The organism is Rickettsia endosymbiont of Ceutorhynchus obstrictus, assembly GCF_964026565.1.
Classification (GTDB): domain Bacteria; phylum Pseudomonadota; class Alphaproteobacteria; order Rickettsiales; family Rickettsiaceae; genus Rickettsia.
Window position 1 is genome coordinate 982528 of the sequence record NZ_OZ032162.1, and the last position, 15219, is coordinate 997746.

Genomic DNA, 15219 nt, shown 5'->3' on the forward strand with positions numbered 1-15219 from the left:
TGCTATTAAGGATATGTAGGGCATTGTTGCATGGCTACCGGAATCGTCATTGCGAGCATTTGCGCGGAGTGTGGCAATCTAGAAAAACATAGTCATCCTGAATTTATTTCAGGATCTACTAAAAAAAGATGCTGAAACAAGTTCAGCATGACAAGGACTAGATTGTCGCTCTAGACTACGCCCCTCCTCGCAATGACGGTGTTTTTTTATAAGGATTTCGAGCCATGCAACAACGCCGCATTTTTACGTAAATATTGCTAATACCCTTATTGAAGATAATATTAATTATCGTTTTTTTTGTTCTATGTAATTAATTTTATTATAAATTAGGAATCCGCGTAAAATTAAATAAGTAACACTACTCTTCAGATGAATTACCTCCCAATAAGGGATTGAACATTTCTTTTTTTTCTAATCCCGCTTCATCAATGTTATTATTATTTTCTATACAAAGTAATATTTTTCCATTTTGCCTTGATGCTTGTGCTGCTTCAACTGCTTTTGTTACGTTATCGATAGTATATTCTTTTTCTACAGGTAAAACAATTTTTAACTTTACAAAAGCTTTTATCATTTCTTGAATAATATTTTTACGATAATTTATTTCTTCGTTATACATCCATTCTCGTAAAAAATATGGTTTAATTGTTACATGTCTATAACTACTATTAGAATAACAGGAAGACGGAAGAGGAGTACCGGATAGTAAACCATAATTTAACATAACCCCACCGTTATTTACACATTCAGCTAATAATTCACCGTCTTTTCCACCAATTGCATCGAGAGCGTAATCTACACCTTTTCCATTAGTATATTCTAATATTACATTTTTAAAATCTTCTTCAGTTGTATTAATTACTAAAGAAGCCCCAATCTCTTTTAATTTTGTTATATAATCATTTTTACGTACAATAGATATTAAATTATACTCAAACAATTGTGCTAACTTAGCTATAATATAACCACAAGCTGAATTGCCTGCATTTATTGCTAAAGTTTTACCTTTTGTAATTTTTAACTCTTCCGTTAACATTAGCCATACGGTTAAAGGATTGATATATAGCTGTGCAGCGGTTTGATCGTTTATTTCCTTTGGTATGCAAATAACTTCTTGAGAAGAAGCTATATTATATTCTTGCCACGTCCCTTGTCCTTTTAACGGTAATACTCTAGCACCAAGCAAGTAAGAATCACGATCGTCTCCAATATCTTTAACAACACCTATTCCTTCAAATCCCGGTATTTTAGGCAATGATACTCGACTTTTATAAACCCCCTGGATAGTAAGTAAATCAGAATAATTAATAGAGCATAATTTCATTTGTACTAAAATTTCTCCTGCTCTAAGTTCCGGACGATTAACTTCTACAACCTTTAAAACGCTTGAAGGATTCCCAAATTCTTCATATATAACAGCTTTATATTTTTGAGGGATAAAATTTTTTATAGTTTTAGAATATTTCATCTACCTTTTCTCCACAAAGAAGGGTATTTTATTCTTTTTAAGTAGGATTTTCTCAGAAGGAACTAAAATATTATCTACAAAATCTTTAATCTTTGACTTTAAATTTAAATAATTTATATTCTTCTTCCGTCATCATATTTAATAATCTCTCTGTAAAGCAGAATGCTTATAATGAATTAATAATAGCAATATGTCAAAAACACACAATGAAATTCAAGGGAAATTTAAAAATAATAGTATCTCTTTAAAAGTAGCTTTGCTTACTTCATTAGGCTCCGGGCTTGAATATTACGATTTTGTTATATACGGAATGATGGCTAAATATTTATCGGATATTTTTTTCTCTATGCATGATAGCTTAAGCGGCATTATTCAAACTTTTATAGTTTTTGCCGTAGGATATTTAATTAGACCGTTTGGAGGAACTATTATAGGCATGATAGCCGATACTTACGGGCGAAAAAAAACATTTGTTGCTACTATGCTAGCAATGGGATTTTCAACAATGGGAATCGGCTTGCTACCGACCTATAATCAGGTAGGAATTATTGCACCTATTGGACTATTATTATGTCGCTTATGTCAAGGTATATCTTTAGGTGCTGAATTACCCGGCGCTACTACCATTATTAGCGAATATGCTCCTGCTAATAAATTAGGTAGATTATGTAGCGTAATGCTATCAAGTATCAGTATAGGCGCACTTATGGCTACAGCAATGGTGGCTATATTAAATAAACTATATAGCTATAAAGAAATTATTGAATGGGTATGGCGAGTACCTTTTATAATAGGAGGAGTATTGGCTATAATTTCTTACTATATTCGTAAAAATATTAGTGAAACACCGGAATTTCTACAAGAAGAGAATAGCCGAAATAAAAAAACTAACACTAATTTATTACTACCGTTAAAGTTATTACTGTCGCAAAACTTACCTACAATAGCTATAGGTTTCGGATTAGTATTTTTTCATGCTAATTTGGTTATTATAAATCTATATTTTCCTGTTTATATCAATAAATATTTTAATTATGAATTAGCTGATATCTACAGTAGTATGACGGTTAGTATGGTAACCTCTTTTATCTTTACAATTATTTTTGGCTGGTTGTCGGATTATATTTCAAAGTTAAAAATTTTATTATTCTCTTTAATATTTTTCAGCATATTTTTATTTTTATCGTTTACTTTACTTAATTATAAAACTTTTTGGTCACTGCAAATATTTTTTATAATCTATCAATTATTTATTTCTCTTTTTTTTACTAGCTACATGCCTATATTATCACGTTTATTTGCTACTAAAATGCGCTACACCGCTACAGCCTTAATTTATAATAGTGCTTATTCAGTAGCAAGCTTCATTCCGATTATAGCTTCTTATTTATTAGAAAAATATCAATCTCCTTTAATTTTAGGTATTTTCTTTATGGTAAGTATAACTCTTGCGCTTATTTCTGTTACAGCGATAATGATTCAAAATAAAAAGATAATATATTATTAGATATGTCTTACTAATAAACTCTAGTGTTTTATGACTTTAACAAACTTGGTTCAGGGTTTAGTTATAATGATAGTTAGATATGTCTTACTAATAAACTCTAGTGTTTTATGACTTTAACAAACTTGGTTCAGGGTTTAGTTATAATGATAGGCAGACTACCACCATCAAATAAAGAATCACAACCAAACGTAGAAGCAATAAAAAAATCTCTTCAAGAATTGGAAAAGTGGATTACTTAGTACTTTTTTTAATTTTATTTGTAAGCTTATAACGTGTAGCTTTACCTTGTCCTAATCGATTTAAACGTTTTAAATCCACTAATTTTTTAATTATAGACTCAACGGTACGTTCAGGAAACCCTAATGCGTTGACAGCATCTTTGCGGCTAAATTCTTCGATTCCTTCATTAATCCAGTTCCATAGAGCTAGCTGTTTTGCAGACAATAAATATTCTATATTATCCTCTTCAATAATTTGTAATGCTTGAGTACTTTGTAATTTAACGATATTTAAAAAAAATTTTAACCAAGAAGTAATATCTTCTAATTCTGTTTTCCATGTAGATTGAGTTTTATTAAGTGCTACATAATAATCAGTTTTATTTGCCTCTATAATGCGTTCATGAGAAACAATTTGAGTAAATAAATATCCATGCTTTAAAAGTAGTAGATTAGTTAACAATCTACTCGTCCTACCATTTCCATCTTGAAATGGGTGGATTGCTAAATACTCAAAAATAAAATTAGCAATAAGGATAAGCGGATGTTTTACTTTATTAGTAAAAGCCCAATTATACCAATCTATTAATTCTTGCATTTCTTTTTTTACCAAATAAGGTGGAGTCGGATCAAATATTACGCCAATTATATTACCATTATAATCTTTTGCTTCTACTCGGTTTGATCCAAATTTATAATTTCCTTTATGCCGTATATCCTTTTCACTATAAACCAACATGTCACTATGCAGCTTTAACACAAATGATTCTGTAATATAGATTTCTTGATAATTATTAAATATCAATTCAAGACATTGTATATACCCAACTATTTCCTGCTCATCACGCGTTTTAAATTTTTGAACACGCAAACCTCTGTATAAACTTTCTACTTGAGTATCAGTAAGCTTATTACCTTCAATACGATTAGAAGCCCCTGTAGATGTTATAATTACTGAACGTGTGAGTCGATCGATTGTTTGAGGTAAAAGCTTTTCGGTGATTTGCCAACTATTTTTTACTCCATCAATTTCAGAAATTGTAGTATATATTTCTTCAACAACAGAGGGGTTTAAATTTAGTCTTTTGTGTATACGAAAATCTTGCCAGTTCATTGTTTACCTCACATTACACTTATGTGAGATAATGTTAGATCATGTGGCTAAAGTCAATAAATATTGTTTATTTTTAATATAAAATAGAACAAAGAAAGGAGATAAAATAAGAAATATATTAACGGAGGCCCGAGCTGAAATTAATAAATATCTATGTTTTACTTTCCATAATATAGATTATAGAACTTTTGTAATATCTATATCTTAAATCTAATCTAGTCAAAGCTTAATTTTTGTAATATAATATTATTATGACCAATATGACCAAAAAGATTAATAATAATTATTCGGCTATTGCTAAAAGAGTTATCTTCGCAGAAGCTAGCGCTTTACAAAAATTATCCGACAATATACCGAATGATTTTGATAAAATTATAAATTATCTTTTACATTTTAAAGGCAGAGTAATTTTGACCGGTATGGGTAAAAGCGGTTATATTGCCAGGAAAATAGCAGCTAGCTTTGCCTCGACGGGTATGCCGGCTTTTTATCTTCATCCGGCAGAAGCAAGCCATGGCGACCTAGGTATGGTAACCTCTGATGATTTGGTTATTATGCTATCTAATTCCGGTGAGACTAAAGAATTAATTAATATAATTGAATATTGCCGAAACTTGTCCATAAAAATTGTGGCCATGACGATGAACGCTACTTCTAATTTAGCACAAAAAAGTGATTTTTTATTGATAGTTCCGAAATATGCGGAAGCTTCGTTAATCGGCGCCCCTACTATTTCTTCCTTAATAATGCTGTCACTCGGTGATGCTTTAATAACTGCAGTACATGAAGAGCGTGGCTTTACTAAAGATGATTTTCGGCTATATCATCCGGGCGGCAAGATTGGAGCAAATCTGACAAAAATCGGTGATTTGATGCGTACCGGTGATCAAATACCTTTAGTATATGAAGACACGCCTTTTACCGATACTATAATCATAATGAATGAAAAATGCTTGGGGTGTGCTTTAGTAGTTGATAAAGACTTACATTTACTAGGAATTATAACGGACGGCGATTTGCGTCGTCATATTAACGATAAGATAAATGCAAAATTTGCGATCGATATAATGACTAAAAATCCTACTTATATTTCGCCGTTTATCTTTGCCAAAGATGCATTGGATTTGATAAAAAACGAAAAGATCACTAATATACCGGTAGTTTTGAATAATATAGTTAAAGGTATTGTTCATATTCATGATTTACTAAGAAGCGGGGTTAGTTAAACTGGATCGTCATTTTTTTGATGTCCTTCCCGCTGCTTACTATGTCATTCCTGCGTAGGCGGGAATCCAGGCTTTTCTTTGTCATGCTGAACAAGTTTGCCGCATCTATTAAAAGATCCTGAAATAAATTCAGGATGACTATAATTTTTCTAGATTCCCGTTTTCACGGGAATGACATAGAACATGCTAACCGACCAGCCGGAAATAACACCATAACAACCCACATATAAATATCCGTATGTTATCTTATAAAATAAAAACTGCTTCATTAAAAATTTTCTCTTTTTTATGCATAATAGGAATTTTATATATCGGATATATATTAATAAAAAATACTTCTAATATGATTGAAAAACACGATCACAAGCTAAATACTCCCCTATCCTCTTCCGCCAAGGTCAATCATGCTACCGAGCATAATCTAGAATATAAAATTATATTAAAAGATTCTGTTTTTGAAGGGCTGAATAAAAATTTAAATTCATATACAGTTAAAGCCGAGCAAGCTATAAAAGATTCAGATGATAAATATAAATTAGATAAAATAAATGTATTGTATGAATTAAATGACAACCGCCTGCTTACTATTAATGCAAAAAACGGTTTTTTAAATAAGGAATCAAACATTTTAAACTTACAAAATGATGTAAAAGTTTTTTTAGAAGATATAGTATTTAATACTAATGACGCACAAATTGATTTAATTCAAAAAGATATAGTAAGTAACTCTTCCGTCACATTAACTTATAAAAATTCTAGTGTAATATCAAATAGTTTTAGTACTCAAAATGATAATAATCTTATAATTTTTAAAGGGAATGTTTTTACAACTATCAATCTATTAAATTTTTAATTGGAATTATGTTTATGTTCCGGTTTAGATTTAAATATAAGATACTATTTATTTTACTGTTTTTATTCGGAACGGAAATATTTGCAAAAGAGCAAGAAGTTAAAGCTCTTCCTTCTAATCTATATATACAATCCGATAGTTTAATTATCGATAGAATAAAGCAGAAAATAGAATATATAGGAAAAGTAATCGTATATTTTGAGGATGCAGTATTAAGAACAGAGATATTAGAAGTTATTTATAAAATAGAAGGAAATGAAAAAACCGTTGATCGTATTATTATTCCGACAAAATTAACGGTAAAGAGAGAAATGCATGATGAATTATTAATTGCCGATTCGGCAGAATATTTTTTAGACAATAAACAACTTATTTTACTCGGTAACGTAATATTACAGCATGACGGTAGTATTTTAAAAACCGATAAACTAATTTATTATATTGATTTAGACACTGCAATGAAAAAAAATTAATGGATAAATTAGAAATTAAAAATATATCAAAATCCTATAAAAAAAGGATGATACTGAGCGACATTTCTCTTGAGCTAAATAAAGGTGAAGTGGTTGGATTATTCGGTCCCAACGGAGCAGGAAAAACTACTTGTTTTAGTATTATTATCGGGTTAATGAAACCCGACAAAGGGAAATTATTATTAAATAATAAAAATATTACTAATTTACCGATATATTTAAGAGCAAGATTAGGTCTTGGTTATCTTCTTCAAGAACCTTCAATTTTTCGTGGGTTATCGGTCAAGGATAATATTAAGGCAATATTAGAAATATCCGAAAACGATAAAGAAATAATTGAACAAAAAACAAATGATTTATTAAAGAAATTTTCTATTTTACATTTAAAAGATTTACCTGCCGTAGGGTTATCGGGCGGGGAGAGGCGTAGGCTTGAAATTGCTAGAACTTTGGCTATCGAACCTAAATTTATTATGTTAGATGAGCCGCTTGCAGGGATTGATCCCCTTGCCGTTTCAGATATAAAAAACCTAATTACTTATTTACGTGAGTTTAATATCGGTATTTTAATTACCGATCATAATGTACGCGATACCTTAGATATTGTAGATCGAGCTTATGTTATTTTTGACGGCAAAGTACTATTAGAAGGTAATTCAAAAGAAGTAGCTACAAGCGCGGAAGTAAAAAAAGTATATCTAGGAAATACTTTTAGCTTATAATTTACTTAATAATCAAATAGTTATTGGAGATAATTATGAATGAGGGAAGTGAATCGGATAATTATTATGCTAAGGAACTATTTAATAAACTTGCTAAAAAAAATGAAATTGCAAAAAATAAAATAAATCTTAACGAAATCGAAAAAGCAATTTACTTTGCAAAAAAGTCTCACGGTGAGCAAAAAAGACATTCCGGAGAGCCTTATTATTCGCATCCTATGGAAGTTGCCTCAATGGTTTCGGATTATCTCTTTGATACGGATACTATTATCGCGGCTATTTTACATGACGTGATCGAAGATACCTCTTCTTCTCTTAAACAAATTGAATTACTTTTCAATAAAAGAGTAGCGGAAATAGTACCGAACACCAATTATCTAAAGAAGAAATCTTTTATAAAATCAATAACTTCCCTGACCTAGAGCGTAAAGCCTGCACTATTAAAGTTATAGATCGTTTACATAATATGAGGACTATTACTAATATAAAATCAATTGAAAAGCAAAAAAGAATTGCCAAAGAAACTTTGGATGTTTATATATCAATGGCAAACTGTGCGAATTTATCTGCGGTAGCAAAGGAGCTTAAGGAAATTGCAACTAGGGTTTACGAGGCGTAGGATGTCAGCAGTCGCGGCGTTGTTGCATGGCTAATAATTTACCGTATTATGGTTATTATAAGTACGGTGTCATACCGTGGCTTGACACCCAAGCACTTTGCAAAAATTCTAGCCATGCAACAACGCCCCGTTTTCACGGAATGACATCGAAATAAAAAACAAGCAAATATACTTTTAGAAAATAAATGCCCATCAATAAAGAAATTTTTAGAGCTTATGATATAAGAGGCAATAGCTTTACAGATATAACTGAAACAACCGCTTATAAAATTGGATTTTGTTTTGCCGAAACTACTATAAGCAATAACAATAATAAAATTTGTATCGGTCGTGACGGCAGGCTTAGCTCCCCTGCCCTTTATGATTCATTAATTAAAGGATTAGTAGACGGAGGCGCATCCGTAATTACAATAGGCATCGTACCGACGCCGATGCTATATTTTGCCGATAAACGACTAATGCCGGCAGCAAGTATCATGGTTACCGGTTCTCATAACCCAAAAGATGATAACGGCTTTAAGATGCTAGCAATGGGCAAGCCGTTTTTCGGTTCTCAAATACAAGATTTACTAACGAGGATTTTGGATAGCCGCTTCAATGTCATTCCCGCATCCCTTTATGTCATTCCCGCGAAGGCGGGAATCCGGGAAACAATAAAGAATAAACCGGATTCCTGCGATCAACGGAATGACATAGAGTGCGGTAATAACATAGAGTACAACAATGACATACAATCTAAATATCTAGAGCGAATTTTAAATAATATATCTATTAACCCTAAACTAAAAGTTGCTTGGGATCCGGGAAATGGAGCAGCCGGAGATATTACGGAAGCTTTAAAGACAAGGTTACCGAATAATAATATAGTTATAAATAGTAAGATTGACGGAAATTTTCCAAGCCATCACCCCGACCCGACAAGACCCTCCAACCTTAAGGAATTAATAGAAGTTGTGACTCAAGAAAATTGTGATATCGGTATAGCTTTTGACGGTGACGGTGATCGATTAGGCATTGTGAGTAGAACCGGCCAAATATTATTCGGTGATCAAATTGTTTGTTTATTTGCCGAAGATATTTTAAAGCAGCATCCTAACGCAACCATTATACTTGACGTAAAAGCAAGCCGGTCGATAATTGATCAAATTAAGTCATATGGCGGGCAGCCTTTAATATGGCGAACAGGTCATCCTTTTATAAAAAGTAAAATGCAGGAAACAAATGCTTTACTTGCCGGAGAAATGAGCGGTCATATATTTTTTGCCGATAAATATTACGGTTATGATGATGCGATTTATGCAGCTTTACGTTTTCTTGATTTATTATCTTGCTCAAACAAATCATTAGATGAGCTTATCCAAAATTTACCCAAATCATATAGTACGCCGGAAATGAAAATTTCTGTTTCCGACACGATGAAATTTAAAATAATTAGTGAGATAAAAGAACGGCTATTAAAAGAAGGAATAGAGTTTAACGATATTGACGGGATACGTGTCAATACCGAAACAGGCTGGTGGTTGCTGCGAAGCTCCAATACCGAACCTGCAATTATCGCACGAGCCGAGTCCACGACTGCTAAAGGATTAGAGGACTTAAAGTCGACTTTAGAGAAGTTGCTTACTAAGTATAGGCTGACTATAGAATAGTGTTCGATGTCATTCCCGCGCAGGCGGGAAGGTGTTGTTGTGTGGATCATAATTAATTTTAGTTATCCATTAAAAAACTTAAATTAAAGTGAAAAAAGAAGTAATTATTATATGCGGTCCGACGGCTAGCGGTAAATCTTATTTAGCCCACCATTTAGCTAAAACTTACAACGGCGAAATAGTAAATATCGACTCCATGCAGGTATATAAAGAAATTCCTATTATTACTGCATCGCCGCCGGAAAATTATAAAACCGAAATACCTTATCATTTATATAACTTTTTGCCTATCACCGAGGAATTTTCGGTAGTAAAATATTTGCAGTTAGCGGCAGAAAAAATAAAAGAAATAAGCTATAGAAATAAATTAGTAATATTAGTCGGCGGCACAGGTTTGTACGTTAACTCTTTGTTATTCGGTTATAATCAAATTCCGGAAATATCAAAAAATGTAAGAGAGCGGGTTAGAAGCTTACATGCTAAAATAGGTACAGCAGAATTTTTTAGTCAGCTGAAAAATATCGATCCTTTAGCGGCTGCTAAAATAAAGCCAAACGATACTCAACGTTTAGCTAGAGCTTATGAAGTATTTTTACAAACAGGCAAATCTATTTTTTTCTTTCAAACTCTTCCCAAGGAATCAGTTTTATCGGAATTTAATTTTAAGGTAATATTTCTTTCTCCTGAACGAACATTTTTATACAAAACATGCAATGAACGATTAGAAAAAATATTTAAGGAAGGGGCAATTACCGAAATAGCTTCAATGAAGGAAAATTTTGCAGGGTTTAACAGTTCTGCCTTAAAGGCTGTCGGAGTAAGCGAAATTTCGGCATATCTAAACGGCAATATAACTTTAGATGAAGCATTAATTTTAGCACAAAACAAAACTCGGCAATATGCAAAAAGACAAATTACCTGGTTTAAAAACCAAATAAAAGAAAAAACAACACTAGAATATTCTAACGAAAAGGAGTTTAATGAGCTTATTTCTGAAGGAATAGGCTTAAGTAAGCTAAAGAATGGTCACCCCGTGGCTTGACCCGCATTGTGTTGCATGGCTACCGGAGTCGTCATGGCGAGGCGCCTCTTGGCGCCGTGGCCATCTAAGTATAAACATATTTTTATACTAAACTTGCCACCTATATAAATTTTTTGGTATTCTAATTAAATCCCTCATATATTCGGGATAGCCTGGATGGCCACAGCCACTACGCGGCTTCGCCATGACGGATTTTTATTATTTTTTGAGCCATGCAACAACGCCTACGGCTCCTTAGCTCAGACGATTCCGGTATCCACGCCGGCAATAACTTCTTCGCAATGACGCTGTTTTTATTTTGACTAAAATATAAAGCTTCTCTATTATTTTTCAAATAAAACCCAATTTATTAATGGTGACCATGAAAAAGAATTTAAAATTATTTTTTTCAATGATTCTTATTACTTATAATATAAGTGCAAGTAGTAATATTTTAGCAGATGACGGCTATCCGCAAAGCGAGAGAGACAAAAAATGGGAAGAAATAGGGTCTGCGGCAGGCGGTGAAGGAATAATTTTTAGACCCGGTAAAGTTAAAAACGAATCAACCAAAGCAAGCGGATGTTTGGTTAACAAATATCTTTGGCAAGCTTCAATAGAAACTTTAAGCTTTGCGCCTTTAGCCTCAGTTGATTCAAACGGCGGGGTTATAATTACCGAATGGTATAGTCCTCGCGGTAAACAAAATTTTCGTTTTAAAATAAATATTTTTATTAAAGACGATGTAATCCACCCTGATGCATTAGAGGTAAAAATATTTGAAGAAATACTTAAAAATAATAATTGGCAGCAAAGTGATAGTAAATCCGACCTTGCTCTTATTCTTGAGGATAAAATTTTAAGAAAAGCACGTGCTCTTTACATTAATGCCGATAGAAAATAATAAAATTATGAAAGATATCGAAGAGAAATGGCAAAAAATTTGGCATGATGAAAAGGCTTTTGAAGTCTCAAATAATAGCAATAAACCCAAATATTACGTGCTGGAGATGCTACCCTACCCTTCGGGGAAAATCCATGTCGGACATGTACGCAATTACTCTATCGGTGATGTAATAGCAAGATTCATGACGGCAAAAGGCTTTAACGTACTTCATCCGATGGGCTGGGATGCTTTTGGGCTTCCTGCCGAAAACGCCGCTATCAAAAATAACTCGCATCCGAAAGAATGGACTTACGAAAATATCGCAACTATGCGTAAGCAGTTGAAGTTTATGGGTTTTTCCTATGATTGGGCTAGGGAGATAACTAGTTGCGATCCCGATTATTATAAACATGAACAAAAATTCTTTTTAGAGTTATATGAAAAGGGTTTAGCTTACAGAAAAGAATCGCTTGTTAATTGGGATCCCGTTGATAATACAGTGCTTGCTAATGAGCAGGTAGTAGACGGACGCGGTTGGCGCTCCGGCGCGTTAGTTGAAAAACGTTATCTTAAGCAGTGGTTTTTAAAAACCACTGCTTATGCAGAAGAATTATTAAACGAGCTACAAAATTTGACAGACTGGCCTGATTCCGTTCGTTTTATGCAAGAAAAATGGATAGGTAAATCAATCGGCGCTAATTTTCATTTTCAGATTAAGGATTATCAAGGTACTAGCATTGAAGTATTTTCAACTAGACCGGAAACTATTTATGGCGCAGCTTTTGTCGGAATTGCTTTTAACCATCCGATAATTGAGCAGTTAGTAGAAAAAACACCGAAAATAACTGATTTTATTACTAAATGTTCAAATGTCGTTAGTAACCTTGAGCTTGATAAGGCCGAGAAAGAAGGAATATTTACCGGTCTTTATGCGATTCACCCGTTTGATGCTAATATCGTTATGCCGGTTATTATTACCAATTTCGTTCTAATGGATTACGGCACGGGTGCAATTTTCGGCTGCCCTGCTCACGACGCACGCGATCATGAGCTGGCAATTAATATGAGTCTTCCTATCAAACGGGTAATAAATAATGATGATATTCTAATCAACTCTGATTTCCTAAACGGCTTAACTGCTTCGGATGCCAAACAAAAAGTTATCGAGGAGTTTGAAAAGCTTTCCATAGGTAAGTCCGTTACTAATTATCGCCTAAAAGATTGGGGGATATCTCGGCAAAGATTTTGGGGCTGCCCTATTCCGATGATTCACTGCGGGGCTTGTGGGGTAGTTCCTGTACCTTACAATAATTTACCCGTTACATTGCCTGATGACGTAACATTTGACGGGCATGGTAATCCGCTTGATAACCATCCTAGTTGGAAACATGTTAATTGTCCGAAATGTCAGCAACCGGCAATTCGTGAGACGGATACGTTTGATACGTTTTTTGAATCTTCTTGGTATTTTACCAGATATTGCCGACCTAATGCTGAAAAGATGACCGATAAAGCCGCTTGCGATTACTGGCTACCGGTAGATCAATATATCGGCGGTATCGAGCATGCCGTTATGCATTTACTATATGCAAGATTTTTTACCAAAGTAATGAATGAACAAAATTATTTAACTATTCGAGAACCTTTTACCGGCTTATTTACTCAAGGGATGGTCTTACATGCGACTTATCAAGATGCTAATAATAACTGGTTATACCCCGATGAAGTTATAAAACAAGGAGATAATTTTGTTCATAAAGACACCGGTGAGAAAGTAAAGCAAGGGCGCATCGAGAAGATGAGTAAATCTAAAAAGAATCTTATTGATCTTGAGACCATGCTAGCTAATTACGGAGCCGATGCAATCAGGCTATTCGTGTTATCCGATAGCCCGCCGGAAAAGGATTTAGAATGGTCGACAAGCGGCATTGAAGGCTGTGCACGCTTTATTATTAAATTTGAAAGTATGGGAATATTAGCGTCAGTAATAAAAATTGCCCCTAGTACTACGTATAATAAGGAACTCAATAGGTTAATTCACTCTACAATAAAACATGTCGGCGAGGATATAAAATATTTTCGCTTAAATAAAGCTATTGCTAGAATGCGTGAACTATTTAACGGCTTGGAGGACGAACTAAAAAAAGAAGAATTTGCAGATACAAGAACTTTTGAAAGAGGTTTTACTATTTTAACTCAGCTATTAAATCCGTTTATTCCGCATACTACTGAAGAAACTTGGCGAACGCTAGGCAATCAAACTCCTCTATATAAGGGAACATTTCCGGATTTTGATGAGTCTTTGCTTACGCCGGCGGCTTATATTATGGCAATTCAAGTTAACGGTAAGCTTCGAGATACCTATGAATTTACTATTTTTGCGGATGAAGAAGAAATAAAAAAAACTGTTACCTCTTTACCGAAAATCCAAAAATTTTTAGAAGGAAAAGAACCGAAGAAAATTATTTACGTACCGAAGAAGATCGTGAATATTATTTGTTAGAAATGGATACTCAAGTCAAAAATCTAAATCTGCATAGCAAATAGGGGGAGAGAAGCCGGGGATCCTATCTTGTAATAGCAATCTGAAAGACGGGCGTGACTTTATTAACGAATACCAGTGTTTAATATGAGGCCATTTTTCCCAATAAATTTCGCCAAAATAATCAAGAACCGATAAATGACAAGCACCGGCAATATCGGCGGCACTAAGAGAATCCGAAGCGATAAAGCTTCTTTGCTCAAATAGATTTGTCATATATTCTAAATGACGGTTTAAATTATTTTTAGCAGCACGCAAAAATTCCGTTCTTGGGCTACCCATATTTGAAATTGATCTTATTACTTTTTCATCGATAATAATTTTTGTTACTTCACGATAGAATTTATCGTTAAACCAAGAAAATAATCGACGAGTTTCACAACGTATATTTACGTCTTCATCTAAAAAATTAAAATTTGGATATTTTTCATGGATATACTCAATAAAAGGATAAATTCCGATTATAAATAATCCATAAGATTCTTCTAAAACCGGTAAAGTGCCGGCAGGATTTATTTTTAAAAATTCTTTATTGAATTGCCAATAATCTTCTTTAATCATTGTAAACTGAATATCCAGTTCTCTTAAAAATACTCTTGCTTGTCTTGATAAAGGGCAGATAGGATAATGGTATAATTTTTTCATTATTTTATGACTATTCAGTCTTAGTCGGCATCTTACTTTTCATTTCATAGGAGTATATAGCAAAAAGTACGCTGTCATACCGTGGCTTGCCCCACTACTGTACGAACGTTTAAATAAAGAGGTAAAAATTCTGTCATTCCGTGGCTACGACCACTTCAGTCCAGCTTATAATATCATAAAAAGATTCTAAAATAAGTCTAATATGGCTTTATTTTCCTGGATGCCGTGATCAAGTCACGGCATGACACAGCCTTTTTTCAACGTTCGTACAGTAGT

16 protein-coding genes are annotated in these 15219 nt (G+C 33.4%); 12 read left to right on the forward strand and 4 right to left on the reverse strand.

The window, feature by feature from the left end:
* Positions 1-358: 358 nt before the first annotated feature.
* The gene (locus tag AAGD64_RS05525) at positions 359-1468 is read right to left on the reverse strand and encodes a zinc-dependent alcohol dehydrogenase family protein (RefSeq protein WP_341792671.1); all 1110 of its coding nucleotides are present in this window, start codon (positions 1466-1468) and stop codon (positions 359-361) included.
* A 190-nt stretch (positions 1469-1658) separates the two neighbouring features.
* Between AAGD64_RS05525 and AAGD64_RS05530 the strand changes: the two genes are divergently transcribed.
* Positions 1659-2975, forward strand: coding sequence for an MFS transporter (locus AAGD64_RS05530; protein WP_341792672.1), 1317 nt, complete (start codon positions 1659-1661; stop codon positions 2973-2975).
* A 231-nt stretch (positions 2976-3206) separates the two neighbouring features.
* Here AAGD64_RS05530 and AAGD64_RS05535 read toward each other — a convergent pair whose 3' ends face one another.
* Entirely contained in the window at positions 3207-4307 is a 1101-nt protein-coding gene (locus AAGD64_RS05535; protein WP_341792673.1) for a Fic family protein, read from the reverse strand.
* Between the two features lie 260 nt (positions 4308-4567).
* Here AAGD64_RS05535 and AAGD64_RS05540 point away from each other — a divergent pair, with 260 nt between their 5' ends.
* The 9 genes from AAGD64_RS05540 to miaA all read left to right on the forward strand — a co-directional run bounded on the left by AAGD64_RS05540 (position 4568) and on the right by miaA (position 10891).
* Complete coding sequence (locus tag AAGD64_RS05540; protein WP_253307632.1) at positions 4568-5533, forward strand: SIS domain-containing protein; 966 nt, start codon at positions 4568-4570, stop codon at positions 5531-5533.
* Between the two features lie 238 nt (positions 5534-5771).
* On the forward strand, positions 5772-6386 hold the full coding sequence (gene lptC, locus AAGD64_RS05545) for an LPS export ABC transporter periplasmic protein LptC (protein ID WP_341792674.1): 615 nt from the start codon (positions 5772-5774) through the stop codon (positions 6384-6386).
* An 8-nt stretch (positions 6387-6394) separates the two neighbouring features.
* On the forward strand, positions 6395-6859 hold the full coding sequence (locus AAGD64_RS05550) for an LptA/OstA family protein (protein WP_341792675.1): 465 nt from the start codon (positions 6395-6397) through the stop codon (positions 6857-6859).
* Complete coding sequence (lptB, locus tag AAGD64_RS05555) at positions 6859-7581, forward strand: LPS export ABC transporter ATP-binding protein (RefSeq protein WP_253307629.1); 723 nt, start codon at positions 6859-6861, stop codon at positions 7579-7581. Before AAGD64_RS05550 ends, lptB begins: the two co-directional genes overlap by 1 nt.
* A 35-nt stretch (positions 7582-7616) precedes the next feature.
* Complete coding sequence (locus tag AAGD64_RS05560) at positions 7617-8003, forward strand: HD domain-containing protein (RefSeq protein ID WP_341792676.1); 387 nt, start codon at positions 7617-7619, stop codon at positions 8001-8003.
* A 44-nt stretch (positions 8004-8047) separates the two neighbouring features.
* Entirely contained in the window at positions 8048-8200 is a 153-nt protein-coding gene (locus tag AAGD64_RS10605; RefSeq protein ID WP_410526065.1) for a hypothetical protein, read from the forward strand.
* Positions 8201-8226: 26 nt separating this feature from the next.
* Positions 8227-8355: a hypothetical protein gene (locus AAGD64_RS05565; protein WP_341792677.1), complete on the forward strand. Its 129-nt coding sequence runs from the start codon at positions 8227-8229 to the stop codon at positions 8353-8355.
* Positions 8356-8385: 30 nt separating this feature from the next.
* A complete protein-coding gene (locus AAGD64_RS05570) occupies positions 8386-9849 on the forward strand; it encodes a phosphomannomutase/phosphoglucomutase (protein ID WP_341792679.1) in 1464 nt (487 codons plus the stop codon).
* Between the two features lie 88 nt (positions 9850-9937).
* On the forward strand, positions 9938-10891 hold the full coding sequence (miaA, locus tag AAGD64_RS05575) for a tRNA (adenosine(37)-N6)-dimethylallyltransferase MiaA (RefSeq protein WP_341792680.1): 954 nt from the start codon (positions 9938-9940) through the stop codon (positions 10889-10891).
* 169 nt (positions 10892-11060) lie between these two features.
* On the opposite strand, the gene AAGD64_RS05580 is transcribed toward miaA, so the two are convergent.
* A complete protein-coding gene (locus AAGD64_RS05580) occupies positions 11061-11225 on the reverse strand; it encodes a hypothetical protein (RefSeq protein WP_341792681.1) in 165 nt (54 codons plus the stop codon).
* A 27-nt stretch (positions 11226-11252) separates the two neighbouring features.
* Between AAGD64_RS05580 and AAGD64_RS05585 the strand changes: the two genes are divergently transcribed.
* Complete coding sequence (locus tag AAGD64_RS05585; protein WP_341792682.1) at positions 11253-11774, forward strand: DUF3576 domain-containing protein; 522 nt, start codon at positions 11253-11255, stop codon at positions 11772-11774.
* A gap of 7 nt (positions 11775-11781) precedes the next feature.
* Complete coding sequence (leuS, locus tag AAGD64_RS05590) at positions 11782-14259, forward strand: leucine--tRNA ligase (RefSeq protein WP_341792683.1); 2478 nt, start codon at positions 11782-11784, stop codon at positions 14257-14259.
* A 15-nt stretch (positions 14260-14274) separates the two neighbouring features.
* On the opposite strand, the gene AAGD64_RS05595 is transcribed toward leuS, so the two are convergent.
* On the reverse strand, positions 14275-14943 hold the full coding sequence (locus AAGD64_RS05595) for a glutathione S-transferase family protein (RefSeq protein ID WP_253307623.1): 669 nt from the start codon (positions 14941-14943) through the stop codon (positions 14275-14277).
* Positions 14944-15219: the final 276 nt, after the last annotated feature.

Bases quoted from the DNA above. Each gene is read 5' to 3' on its own strand.
- AAGD64_RS05525 (WP_341792671.1), bottom strand. From the start codon at position 1,468: ATGAAATATTCTAAAACTATAAAAAATTTTATCCCTCAAAAATATAAA.
- AAGD64_RS05530 (WP_341792672.1), top strand. From the start codon at position 1,659: ATGTCAAAAACACACAATGAAATTCAAGGGAAATTTAAAAATAATAGT.
- AAGD64_RS05535 (WP_341792673.1), bottom strand. From the start codon at position 4,307: ATGAACTGGCAAGATTTTCGTATACACAAAAGACTAAATTTAAACCCC.
- AAGD64_RS05540 (WP_253307632.1), top strand. From the start codon at position 4,568: ATGACCAAAAAGATTAATAATAATTATTCGGCTATTGCTAAAAGAGTT.
- lptC (WP_341792674.1), top strand. From the start codon at position 5,772: ATGTTATCTTATAAAATAAAAACTGCTTCATTAAAAATTTTCTCTTTT.
- AAGD64_RS05550 (WP_341792675.1), top strand. From the start codon at position 6,395: ATGTTTATGTTCCGGTTTAGATTTAAATATAAGATACTATTTATTTTA.
- lptB (WP_253307629.1), top strand. From the start codon at position 6,859: ATGGATAAATTAGAAATTAAAAATATATCAAAATCCTATAAAAAAAGG.
- AAGD64_RS05560 (WP_341792676.1), top strand. From the start codon at position 7,617: ATGAATGAGGGAAGTGAATCGGATAATTATTATGCTAAGGAACTATTT.
- AAGD64_RS10605 (WP_410526065.1), top strand. From the start codon at position 8,048: ATGAGGACTATTACTAATATAAAATCAATTGAAAAGCAAAAAAGAATT.
- AAGD64_RS05565 (WP_341792677.1), top strand. From the start codon at position 8,227: ATGGCTAATAATTTACCGTATTATGGTTATTATAAGTACGGTGTCATA.
- AAGD64_RS05570 (WP_341792679.1), top strand. From the start codon at position 8,386: ATGCCCATCAATAAAGAAATTTTTAGAGCTTATGATATAAGAGGCAAT.
- AAGD64_RS05585 (WP_341792682.1), top strand. From the start codon at position 11,253: ATGAAAAAGAATTTAAAATTATTTTTTTCAATGATTCTTATTACTTAT.
- leuS (WP_341792683.1), top strand. From the start codon at position 11,782: ATGAAAGATATCGAAGAGAAATGGCAAAAAATTTGGCATGATGAAAAG.
- AAGD64_RS05595 (WP_253307623.1), bottom strand. From the start codon at position 14,943: ATGAAAAAATTATACCATTATCCTATCTGCCCTTTATCAAGACAAGCA.